We start from the raw sequence: 10,363 nt of genomic DNA, 5'->3' as shown, positions 1-10,363 counted from the left end.
CGCTGCCGCGGAAATCGGGCCGCTGGTCGAGGAACTCTGTCGGCTGAGCCCGGAGTTCGAGACGATGTGGCGCGACCACGATATCGCGCAGCCGCATGGCGAGGGTATCAAGAACATCCGCCATCCCGAACTCGGCATTGTGACGTTCGAATATTCGGCCTTCGCCGTCGACGGCCGGCCAGACCTCAGCATGATCGTCTATCACCCGACGACGCCGGACCTTCGCGACAGGATCAGATCGATCCTGAAGAAGGATGCAGCCGCATCGCGATGATCGCAGCATCGGCAACGGCGAGTTATGATCCTGGTTCCGCCTTGTCGATCTGAAGTCCCTGATCGAACCCGCCCGTTGCGGTTGGGGAACTTCAGATCAGCGGTGCTAGTGCGCCTTGATCCAGTCGCGGGCTTCGCGCTGAGCGGTGGCGATTTCCACGTCCGACATCAGCTCGGCGACCTCGCGGCGCATCTGAACGGCGTCACCGCGGCCCTTGAGGGCAGCCAGGTTGAACCACTTGTGCGCGGCGATCAGGTTGACCACGCCGGAACGTCCGCTCGCCCAGTACAGCCCGCGCTCGAACAGCACGTCCGGAATGGCGGTCGCCGTCACCGGGATGGCCGAATCCAGATCGATAGAACCCTGAAACATCGTAAGTCTCCCCGTCTTGTTATTGAGTAGCGCGCTTGTAGCCGCGCGCGGCCCCTGCCCAGTTGTTTCCCCATTGCGCTTTACGCGCGTCCGCCGTTGATCGGCTGTTGGGGCGATCATGGCCGTTCAAATTTGAAGGACAGTTTAAAGGTCGGAATGAATCGGGCGTAAACGCGCGGCCGGCCGTCGAACCGGCACGGAGCCAAAAGTGCTTGTTTTATGCGGGTTTCTGAGCGCTATAGGGAAATCCGTTTACCCTCGCTTTTCGCAAGCCGGTAACCATCGGCGAAGGCCGGCGAGCAGGATCGGCAGCGGCGGACGCAGAGCCGGGAGCCAGCGGACGCAAGGCGCGGGTCACAAGCAGACCGATCGAAACTGTCAAAGGGTTCGGGAAAGTTCCGCCGGGCAAAAAGCACACCGGCTTGGAACGAGGGCGTCGGCGAACACGTCAGGACCAGATCTCAGAGGCCTTCAGGCATTTGCGCCGTCGGACCGATGAAATTGCGAACCACTTGCAGGATTCGCACCGAACGAAGAAAACCAGTTTCTTCTGCCGGACCGGCCTCTGGCGGGAGCAAGCTCCCCTCAGGACGATCCAGCCGTTTGACCTGATGTCTCGCCGACACCCTCTTTCGTCGACAAGAGCCGCTCTTCAAATCCGCTTCACGTGAAGCAACCGTCCGAAGGCTCGTGTGACGTGCCGGCATCAAGCCGCCGGCATCTTCTTAAAGGCGAGACTTACTTCTTCTTGGAGACCTTGCGGGTCTTCTTCGCAGTCTTCTTCACTGCGCTCTTCGCCTTCTTCGCCTTCTTCGCTTTCTTCGCCATGTTGCCCTCCAATGTGAGATGGCTTAATCGCTGCGTGCACTCGGGAATCGAGATGCACTACATCCCGAATACACCAACACGACGAAAAAAACAGCTTCCCGCTTAAGGAAGGGTTGACGGCTTGCGCCGCGCACGCGCGATGCGAGAGCTGCGAAGCAGCACCGAGAGGCGCAAACGTTAACGCGCAAAATCCGAACGAGACGCCGACACGAAAATCAAAAATGCGCGCGAAACACTAGCGCAGAAGTGCTTTCTGATTTTCTCGATATCGATTGTGCTTGCTCAATCGGACGGGCGCGGCGATCAAAAGTCGGCTCATAGGCCTGTCGCACGGACTCCGAATCGGAATTTTGGCAAGAAAAAAATTTTTCGCTTTCAGAGCCGTCGGCGCCTCATCGGGGCTGACGAGGCGCCGATTCCATCTCGAATCGAATGAGGCCGATTCGCGACGCGAGCACCGGACGGATGCCGTCAATCATCAAACATCGTGAACGATCGGTCACCAAGCGGGAGCCGCGCGCGTGGCGCGCGGCGTCGATGCATTGACTTAGATACCGAGCTTCGACTTCAGGAGATCGTTGACGGCCTGCGGGTTGGCCTTGCCGCCGGAGGACTTCATCACCTGACCGACGAACCAGCCGAGCGCCTGCGGCTTGGCTTTAGCCTGTGCAACCTTGTCCGGATTGGCTGCGATGATCTCATCGACCACCTTTTCAATGGCGGAGAGGTCGGTGACCTGCTTCATGCCGCGCGTTTCGACGATCGCGCGAGGCTCGCCGCCCTCCTGCCAGACGATCTCGAACAGATCCTTGGCGATCTTGCCGGAGATCGTGCCCTCGCCGATCAAATCGACGATGCCGCCGAGCTGTGTGGCCGAGACCGGCGAAGCCCCGATCGCAAGCCCTTCCTTGTTCAGCCGCCCGAACAGCTCATTGATGACCCAGTTGGCGGCGAGTTTGCCGTCACGGGCCTGATTTGCGAGCTTGGCCAGCACCGTCTCGAAAAAGTCGGCGCTCTCGCGCTCGGCCACCAGCACGCTCGCATCATAGGGCGAGAGCGAAAACTCGGCGATGAAGCGCGCCTTCTTCTGGTCGGGCAGTTCCGGCAGATCCGCCTTCAGTTCGGCGACATAATCCTCGGAGAACTCGAGCGGCAGCAGGTCGGGGTCCGGGAAATAGCGGTAGTCGTGCGCTTCCTCCTTGGAGCGCATCGAGCGCGTCTCGCCCTTGTTCGGGTCGAACAGCCGCGTCTCCTGGTCGATGACGCCGCCGTCCTCGATGATCTCGATCTGGCGCCGCGCCTCATACTCGATCGCCTGGCCGATAAAGTTGATCGAGTTCATGTTCTTGATTTCGCAGCGGGTGCCGAGCGGCCCGCCCACCTTGCGCACCGACACGTTGACGTCGGCGCGCAGGCTCCCCTTCTCCATGTCGCCGTCGCAGGTGCCGAGATAGCGCAGGATCGAGCGCAGCTTAGTCACGTAGGCCTTGGCCTGCTCGGCGTCGCGGATGTCCGGTTTTGAAACAATCTCCATCAGCGCGACGCCGGAGCGATTGAGGTCGACGAACGACATCGTCGGCGACTGATCGTGCAGCGACTTGCCGGCATCCTGCTCCAGATGCAGCCGCTCGATGCCGATGGTCGCGGTCTTGCCGCCTTCCAGTTCGACCGTCACCTCGCCCTCGCCCACGATCGGGGACTTGTACTGGCTGATCTGATAGCCCTGCGGCAAATCCGGATAGAAGTAGTTTTTGCGGTCGAACACCGAGCGCCGGTTGATCTGGGCGTTCAGCCCGAGCCCGGTGCGGATTGCCTGCTTGACACATTGCTCGTTGATGACCGGCAACATGCCCGGCATCGCCGCATCCACCAGCGAGACGTGCGAGTTGGGCTCGCCGCCGAATGCGGTCGAGGCGCCGGAGAACAGCTTGGCATTCGAGGTAACCTGGGCATGGACTTCCATGCCGATGACGACCTCCCAGTCGCCGGTTGCGCCCTTGATCAATTTGCCGCTGGTTGCCGTCATGTCCTCTAACCCTCGAGCGTGGAGACGATCCGCTCCCACTCGCTTTCAAATGAATCCTTCGCCACGGGCTGGCCGGCCTGGCGATACCAATAGCCGGCATTGGATAGATCGCCCTCAACCCGGTGCAGATACGCATGCACCCAGGCGGAGTTGGCGTCGCTCTCGTCCTGAACGATCTTGTGCGCGGCGTCCCAATCGCCCTTGGCGGCCCACCACAGCGCCGCGAGGGGCGGCGTAAGGCCGGTCTCCGGCGCCGCGTTGCCGAGTGTAGCCTTCAGCGCCCCCATCATCACCACCATTTCGCCGGCATGAAGCGGCCGGCGGCCTGTTCGATCACCTCGCCGAGCGAGAACAGCGTCTCTTCGTCGAACGGACGCCCGATCAGTTGCAGGCCGAGCGGCAAACCTTGAGAATCTTTGCCAGCGGGAACCGCGATCCCGGGCAGGCCCGCCATATTCACGGTCACCGTGAAGATGTCGTTGAGATACATCTCGACCGGATCGGCACCGCCCTTCTCGCCGACGCCGAAGGCGGCCGACGGCGTCGCGGGAGTCAGGATCGCGTTCACGCCCTTGGCGAAGCAATCCTCAAAGTCCTTCTTGATCAGCGTGCGCACTTTTTGCGCCCGCAAGTAATAGGCATCGTAGTAGCCGGCCGAGAGCACATAGGTGCCGATCATCACGCGGCGGCGCACCTCGGCGCCAAAACCTTCGGCGCGGGTGTTCTCATACATATCGGCGATCGCGCGTCCCGGCACCCGCAGGCCGTAGCGGACGCCGTCATAGCGCGCGAGGTTGGAGGACGCTTCGGCGGGCGCGACGATGTAATAGGCCGGCAGTGCATATTTGGTGTGAGGCAGCGACACCTCGACGAGTTCGGCGCCGGCGGCCTTCAGCCACGCCGCGCCTTCGCTCCAGAGCTTTTCGATCTCGGCCGGCATGCCGTCGAGGCGATATTCTTTGGGAATGCCGATCTTCATGCCCTTCACGGACGTTCCGATCGCCTTCTCGTAGTCGGGAACTGGACGATCGACCGAGGTCGTGTCCTTGGGATCATGGCCCGCCATCGAACGCATCAGGATCGCGGTGTCGCGCACGGTGCGGCCGATCGGACCTGCCTGATCGAGCGAGGACGCAAAGGCGACGATGCCCCAGCGCGAGCAGCGCCCATAAGTCGGCTTCATGCCGACGGTGGCGGTGAAAGCGGCCGGCTGGCGGATCGATCCGCCGGTGTCGGTTGCCGTCGCGCCCATGCACAGGAGTGCGGCAACCGCCGAAGCCGAACCGCCGGACGAGCCGCCCGGCACCAGCGAGGTGTTGGAGCCCTCGCGCCGCCACGGATTGACGACGGGGCCGAAGCACGAGGTCTCGTTGGACGAGCCCATCGCGAATTCGTCGTTGTTGAGTTTGCCGAGCAGCACGGCGCCATCGCGCCAGAGCTGCGAGGTTACCGTCGACTCATAGGTCGGCACGAAATTGCCGAGAATTTTCGAGCACGCGGTGGTTCTGATATCCTTGGTCGCGAAGAGATCCTTGATGCCGAGCGGAATGCCGGCGAGCGGACCGCCCTCGCCCTTGGCGAGACCGGCGTCGGCCTGTTGCGCCATGGCGCGCGCGCGATCCGGCGTCTCCAGCACAAAGGCATTGAGGACGCGCGCGGCCTCCATCGCCTTCAAATGCGCGTCGGTCAGTTCGAGCGAGGTGAAAGATTTCTTCGCGAGGCCGTCACGTGCCTCGCTAAGCGTCAGCGATGTCAGGTCGGTCATTTACTTGTTAACCGGAGAGCAGAAGAACGGGGAGAGCGTCTTGTCGTCGGCGGGATCGTCGCGCTTCACTTCGCCGCGCGCCTGGCTGGCCGCTTCGAGCGCATCGAGCACGGCGTCGATCGCCTTGTCGGGATCGGCGGCCTTACCCTGTTTCTCCATGGCGTCGAGATATTCCATGTAGGCACGGTAGGCCTTTTCATCGTCGCAGAGCATGCACATCGGATGACTCTTGTATCTGACTCTTTCTTTGACGCGTTTTCTTCACGCGAACCGGTACCCACTTCGCTCGAAAACGCTATGCTATTCGACGACTTTCGGGACCAGGAAGAAGTGATCCTGGGTTTCCGGCGCATTCTTCACGATGTCATCGGCGATGTCGCCATCGTTGACCACATCGGCCCGCTTCTTCATCGCCATCGGGGTCACCGAGGTCATGGGCTCGACGCCCTCGACATTGACCTCCTCAAGCTGCTCGACGAATTTGAGCATCGCGTTCAGCTCGCCCTGGAGGTGGGAGATCTCGGAATCCTTCACCCCGATCCGCGCCAGATGCGCGATCCGGCGGACGGTGTCAGCATCGACCGACATTATATATATGGCCTCAAATTCGGGTTTCAGCGTGCGGTATAGCAGAGGCCGGTTTTGCGCCGCAACCGGCCTTTAGCCCGCTAATTTGCTCAAGTGCGCCAAGGCGCTGCCGGCGAGCGCCCGGGTCAGCTCGGCGGCCGGCATGTCCCTGCCGAGCCGCACCGCCTGTCCGGCCCAGACGTTGGTGAAATCGACCTTGCCTTGTTTTTCGGCTGCCGCCCGTAACGGTCCGAGCGCGGTCGCCGCATGGGGAAACGATGGTGCGTCCGGCGAAATCGGGCCGACCTCGCGCATCAAGCGGTTGGCAAATCCGCGAGCCGGACGCCCGGTCATGACATTGGTGATGACGGTGGAATCATCCCAAGCCTGGGCCAACGCAGCGCGTGCCGGCGCGATTACTTTGGATTCCGGACAACGCAAGTAAGCCGTCCCGATCTGCACGCCGGCGGCGCCCAGCGCAAAGGCCGCCGCGATTCCCCGCCCGTCGGCGATGCCGCCGGCGGCGATCACCGGGACCTTCACCGCGTCCACCACTTGCGGCACCAGCGCGAAGGTGCCGGGCTGTTCGGCGATATTTTCCGTCAGGAACATGCCGCGATGGCCGCCGGCCTCGGCGCCTTGCGCGATGATCACATCCGCGCCGTGCTCTTCGAGCCAGATCGCTTCCCTCACCGTGGTTGCCGATGACATGACCGTTGCGCCGGCGGCCTTGACCCGCGCCAGCAGGCCGGTCTCCGGCAGACCGAAATGAAAGCTGACGACCTCGGGTTTGAGTTCTTCGACGACCTCGCACACCGTCGCATCGAAGGGCGCGCGGTTGGCGGCGTTGACCAGCGCGTCCGGATCGACACCAAACTCCTTGTAATAAGGCGCGAGCCGCCGCTTCCAGCCGGTCTCCTGCACGGGATCGACCGGGACAGCCTCGTGGCAGAAAAAGTTCATGTTCACCGGCGACGAGACCCGCTGGCGAATGCTGTTGACCTGCTCGCGTGCTTTTTCGGCGGAAAGCATGGCGCAAGGCAGCGAGCCCAGCGCCCCACCCTGTGCGGCCGCAATCACAAGCTCGGCGTCCATCACGCCTGCCATCGGCGCGAGCACGATCGGAAATTCAGTCCTGAACAGGTCGATCAGTCGGCGATCTGGCCACATTTTCTTTGCTCGCTGGTGTTGGTTTACGGCGTCGCGCGCGCCGCCGGAAAGTTACGTCGTCCGCTCAGGATCTGATCGGCCTCGGTGACAATGCGCTCGACGATGACGGCAGCCGGCGGAATATCGTGGATCAGGCCGACTGCCTCCCCGGCAAAGACGCCGGCTACATCGAAATTCCCGGCGTCGCGCGCCGCAAAATATTCAGCGGTGACGGCTTCGATATTGTGGATGAGTTCGGTCTCCTTTCCCATCCATCGCCGCGCATGATCGTTGATCAAGGTGCGGGCGGTAAAGGGCGCCGGCCACCAGATCTGGCGCGAAACATCGAAGATCACACCTCTAACCGTCTCTCCGCTCGAGGCCGCGCAAATCCGTTTCTTTGCCTCTTCCGCGCCGTCGCATTCGATGCTGGCATAGAAGCGCGTGCCGAGCAGGACGCCGCTCGCGCCCATGACCATCATCGCCGCCATGCCCCGTCCATCGGCGATGCCGCCGGCAGCGACGACAGGGACACGGCCGGCCGCGAGATCGACAATCGCCGGAACGATGTCGAAAGTGGTTCGGGACGCGCCATGACCGCCGGCTTCGGTGCCCTGCGCGATCAGAATATCGGCGCTGGCATCGAGCGCCTGTTTCGCCATTTCTTCGGTCTGCACCTGACAGATCAGGAGGCAACCGGCAGCCTTGATACGCGGTGCATGCGGCTTGGGATCGCCGAACGACAGCATGATGGCGCGCGGCCGTGCCGCCAGCGCCATTTCCAGAAGCTCAGGCTGCCTTGCCATGCTCCAGGTGATGAAACCAATGCCGAAAGGAACCGAGGCGTTTTGCAGCTTGGCGATTTCCAGCGAAAGCCACTCTTTCTCGCCGTAGCCGCCACCCAAAATGCCGAAGCCGCCGGCCTCGCCGACCGCTGTGACCAGCCGGCTGCCTGCGATGATCGCCATCGGCGCGGAGAGAATCGGATGCCGGATGCCGAGAAGCGATGTCAGCGGCGTACTGATTGGCATGACCGTCCTCACACTCTCTCGACATCCAGCGTAGCCCGGCCTAGCATTCTTAAAAAGTGAATATTAGAGAACCCAGCCATCTCCGAATTAAAACGAAGGTCGCCCGTGGAACTGGTTGATCTCCTGACCTTTTCGGTCGTGGCCCGTAGCGGCGGCATCACCCGTGCCGCCGAAGAGCTCAACACCGTGCAATCGAACGTCACGCAGCGAATTAAGGCGCTCGAGGCGGAGATCGGCACGGCATTGTTCGAACGCCACAGCCGCGGCATGACCTTAACCGGCGCGGGCCGCCGATTGTTTCCCTATGCGGCGCGAATGGCCGCGCTGTCACGCGAGGCCGTGCTGGCGGCGCGCGACGATGGCGAGCCGAAAGGCCCGCTTTCGATCGGCTCGATGGAAACGACAGCTGCGATCCGCCTGCCCACGCTACTCGCCGAATTTCACCGCCGATATCCGGCCGTCCAGCTCACACTCAAGACGGCGACGACAGCAGACCTGGTCGCGTCCGTTCTGGATGGCACGCTTGATGGCGCGTTCGTCGCCGCACCGATCGATCATGCCGAACTTGTCGCGACGGTCGCATTCCGCGAAGAGCTCGTGCTGGTGGCGCCGCGGCGCTTCAACACTCTTGCAGCGTTACGTGCGGGCACGGCGGAATCCGGACCGACCGCGCTGGTGTTTCGCACCGGCTGTACCTACCGCCAGCGGCTGGAGCAGGTATTTTCCGATTTTGGCTGGCCGTCCGCCGCACGCTTCGAACTCGGCACGCTGGACGGCATGATCGGTTGCGTCGCCGCGGGCATGGGCGTCTCGCTGCTGCCGCGCGCCGTGGTCGAACGCAGCGAGCAGCGCAAGGAGGTGAGCCTGCTCGCGCTCGATGCGCCCTGGGCGCAAGTCGAAACCCTCTTCATCCAGCGCCGGGCCGCTCACCAAACCAGCGCATTGAGCGGTCTCCTCTCGTGTCTGAACGGTGCCGACTGCGTCGTTGCGGCTTGATCACCCGGTGCTTTGCGCGCTATCCGGAGCGATGCCCGCACTCATCCTCCCCCTGGTCGAAGCCGCCGCGCACTGGCCGGCGCGAGGTGCGCTGATCGGGCTTGATCTCGGCACCAAGACCATTGGCGTTGCGGTGTCGGATCCCGACCGGCGGCTGGCTACAGGCGTGACGACGATTCAGCGCAAGGCCTTTAAGGTGGACGCGGCAGCGCTGCTCAAGATCGCCGGCGAACGGGCGACGGTCGGCTTCGTGCTGGGACTGCCGATCAACATGGACGGCAGCGAGGGGCCGCGCGCGCAATCGACGCGGGCGTTTGCACGAAATCTTTCGCAACTCACTGAACTTGCGATCGCGTTGTGGGACGAACGGTTGTCGACGGCGGCGGTCGAGCGCGAACTGATCGGCATGGACGTCAGCCGTGCCCGCCGTGCCGAGGTGATCGACGAGCACGCGGCGATCTTCATCCTTCAGGGCGCGCTCGACCGGCTGAGGTCCCGGCCCTGACATTGGCATCCCGGCGCGGAAAGCTATGAACTCGTGAGGATGATCGTCTGCACCACCGCGCCGAGATTGTTCAGGCCGTGCAGGATGATGGTCAGCCAGGTCGATTTGCTGCGGTACCGGATATAGCCGAGCAGAACGCCGATCGAGAACACCTCGCCGAGAAAATACCAGTTGTATTGCAGGTGCAGTCCGGTCCAGATCAGCGACGACAGAACGATGGCGCCGGGCACGCGCAGGAATGATTCCGACCATCCGCGGTACAGAAAACCGCGGGCGAAGAATTCTTCGGTGATCGGCGCGGCCACGCAGAAAGCGACGACCAGAAGCCCCAACGCACCGTCGGCACGTGCGGTTTTCAACACGTCGCCCATGAAGCCAGGTTCGACCTCTCGTCCTGTGGCCCGCGACAGCGCATCCCATCCCATGACAAGAACGAACAGCGCGACGACGCCAATACCCAAATCGGCCCAGGAAAACGCGCGCAGCGCCAGGTAATCGGCAAAGCTGGCGCGCTTGATCCGGATCGCGACCCAGAGCGCCACGGCAACGGCGGGCAATCCCGTGATGACCGAAAGCGAGATCGTCACGCCGTTGCTGACGACCGCGGTGACCGCTTCGCCGAACGTGTCCCGATTGATCGGGCCGCTTTGCTGGAGGAGAAACCAGGCCACCACCGCAAGCTGGCCGACGAACATCGCAGCGAAGACGACGAAGCCCCAGAAGGCGGTACCCCAGAACTTCCAGACGCGCGGGCTTGAGGTTTCGGGCGGCGCGATGAGAATTTGAGATTCAGGGTTGAGAGAATCCATCAACTGGCCTTCGCTTCTACTGGGGCAAGGCGCGGTCAAGC

The 10,363-nt window shown here is 62.8% G+C and carries 11 protein-coding genes and 1 pseudogene; 3 read left to right on the top strand and 9 right to left on the bottom strand.

Translation table 11 applies throughout. The features are described 5' to 3' along the window. Positions 1-274 (top strand): annotated as a pseudogene (locus VFL62_RS15840) (transcriptional regulator); the annotation flags it as partial. A 105-nt stretch (positions 275-379) separates the two neighbouring features. On the opposite strand, the gene VFL62_RS15835 reads toward VFL62_RS15840, so the two are convergent. The 8 genes from VFL62_RS15835 to VFL62_RS15800 all read right to left on the bottom strand — a co-directional run bounded on the left by VFL62_RS15835 (position 380) and on the right by VFL62_RS15800 (position 8,012). Continuing rightward, positions 380-646: a hypothetical protein gene (locus VFL62_RS15835; protein ID WP_325173325.1), complete on the bottom strand. Its 267-nt coding sequence runs from the start codon at positions 644-646 to the stop codon at positions 380-382. Positions 647-2,021: 1,375 nt separating this feature from the next. After that, on the bottom strand, positions 2,022-3,500 hold the full coding sequence (gene gatB / locus VFL62_RS15830; protein ID WP_325173324.1) for an Asp-tRNA(Asn)/Glu-tRNA(Gln) amidotransferase subunit GatB: 1,479 nt from the start codon (positions 3,498-3,500) through the stop codon (positions 2,022-2,024). Between the two features lie 5 nt (positions 3,501-3,505). After that, a complete protein-coding gene (locus VFL62_RS15825; protein ID WP_325173323.1) occupies positions 3,506-3,799 on the bottom strand; it encodes a hypothetical protein in 294 nt (97 codons plus the stop codon). After that, positions 3,790-5,265, bottom strand: a complete 1,476-nt coding sequence (gene gatA / locus VFL62_RS15820) for an Asp-tRNA(Asn)/Glu-tRNA(Gln) amidotransferase subunit GatA (RefSeq protein WP_325173322.1) — start codon at positions 5,263-5,265, stop codon at positions 3,790-3,792. Before gatA ends, VFL62_RS15825 begins: the two co-directional genes overlap by 10 nt. Next, on the bottom strand, positions 5,266-5,484 hold the full coding sequence (locus VFL62_RS15815; protein WP_325173321.1) for a hypothetical protein: 219 nt from the start codon (positions 5,482-5,484) through the stop codon (positions 5,266-5,268). A gap of 81 nt (positions 5,485-5,565) precedes the next feature. Then, positions 5,566-5,853: an Asp-tRNA(Asn)/Glu-tRNA(Gln) amidotransferase subunit GatC gene (gene gatC, locus VFL62_RS15810; protein WP_325173320.1), complete on the bottom strand. Its 288-nt coding sequence runs from the start codon at positions 5,851-5,853 to the stop codon at positions 5,566-5,568. A 72-nt stretch (positions 5,854-5,925) separates the two neighbouring features. After that, the gene (locus VFL62_RS15805; protein ID WP_325173319.1) at positions 5,926-7,002 is read right to left on the bottom strand and encodes a nitronate monooxygenase family protein; all 1,077 of its coding nucleotides are present in this window, start codon (positions 7,000-7,002) and stop codon (positions 5,926-5,928) included. A 23-nt stretch (positions 7,003-7,025) separates the two neighbouring features. After that, positions 7,026-8,012 (bottom strand): nitronate monooxygenase, encoded by a 987-nt coding sequence (locus tag VFL62_RS15800; RefSeq protein WP_325173318.1) that lies wholly within the window; start codon positions 8,010-8,012, stop codon positions 7,026-7,028. Between the two features lie 105 nt (positions 8,013-8,117). Between VFL62_RS15800 and VFL62_RS15795 the strand changes: the two genes are divergently transcribed. Both VFL62_RS15795 and ruvX read left to right on the top strand, forming a co-directional pair. Next, entirely contained in the window at positions 8,118-9,008 is an 891-nt protein-coding gene (locus VFL62_RS15795; RefSeq protein ID WP_325173317.1) for a LysR family transcriptional regulator, read from the top strand. A 31-nt stretch (positions 9,009-9,039) separates the two neighbouring features. Further along, positions 9,040-9,513, top strand: a complete 474-nt coding sequence (ruvX, locus tag VFL62_RS15790) for a Holliday junction resolvase RuvX (protein ID WP_325173316.1) — start codon at positions 9,040-9,042, stop codon at positions 9,511-9,513. 23 nt (positions 9,514-9,536) lie between these two features. On the opposite strand, the gene VFL62_RS15785 is transcribed toward ruvX, so the two are convergent. After that, positions 9,537-10,322 (bottom strand): type II CAAX endopeptidase family protein, encoded by a 786-nt coding sequence (locus tag VFL62_RS15785; protein WP_325173326.1) that lies wholly within the window; start codon positions 10,320-10,322, stop codon positions 9,537-9,539. Positions 10,323-10,363: the final 41 nt, after the last annotated feature.

The sequence above is a fragment of the Bradyrhizobium sp. genome (assembly GCF_035701725.1).
Classification (GTDB): Bacteria; Pseudomonadota; Alphaproteobacteria; order Rhizobiales; family Xanthobacteraceae; genus Bradyrhizobium.
Note: the sequence above shows the minus strand (reverse complement) of the source record. Positions and strands in the feature narration are given on the sequence as shown.

Bases quoted from the DNA above. Each gene is read 5' to 3' on its own strand.
- VFL62_RS15835 (WP_325173325.1), bottom strand. From the start codon at position 646: ATGTTTCAGGGTTCTATCGATCTGGATTCGGCCATCCCGGTGACGGCG.
- gatB (WP_325173324.1), bottom strand. From the start codon at position 3,500: ATGACGGCAACCAGCGGCAAATTGATCAAGGGCGCAACCGGCGACTGG.
- VFL62_RS15825 (WP_325173323.1), bottom strand. From the start codon at position 3,799: ATGGTGGTGATGATGGGGGCGCTGAAGGCTACACTCGGCAACGCGGCG.
- gatA (WP_325173322.1), bottom strand. From the start codon at position 5,265: ATGACCGACCTGACATCGCTGACGCTTAGCGAGGCACGTGACGGCCTC.
- VFL62_RS15815 (WP_325173321.1), bottom strand. From the start codon at position 5,484: ATGTGCATGCTCTGCGACGATGAAAAGGCCTACCGTGCCTACATGGAA.
- gatC (WP_325173320.1), bottom strand. From the start codon at position 5,853: ATGTCGGTCGATGCTGACACCGTCCGCCGGATCGCGCATCTGGCGCGG.
- VFL62_RS15805 (WP_325173319.1), bottom strand. From the start codon at position 7,002: ATGTGGCCAGATCGCCGACTGATCGACCTGTTCAGGACTGAATTTCCG.
- VFL62_RS15800 (WP_325173318.1), bottom strand. From the start codon at position 8,012: ATGCCAATCAGTACGCCGCTGACATCGCTTCTCGGCATCCGGCATCCG.
- ruvX (WP_325173316.1), top strand. From the start codon at position 9,040: ATGCCCGCACTCATCCTCCCCCTGGTCGAAGCCGCCGCGCACTGGCCG.
- VFL62_RS15785 (WP_325173326.1), bottom strand. From the start codon at position 10,322: ATGGATTCTCTCAACCCTGAATCTCAAATTCTCATCGCGCCGCCCGAA.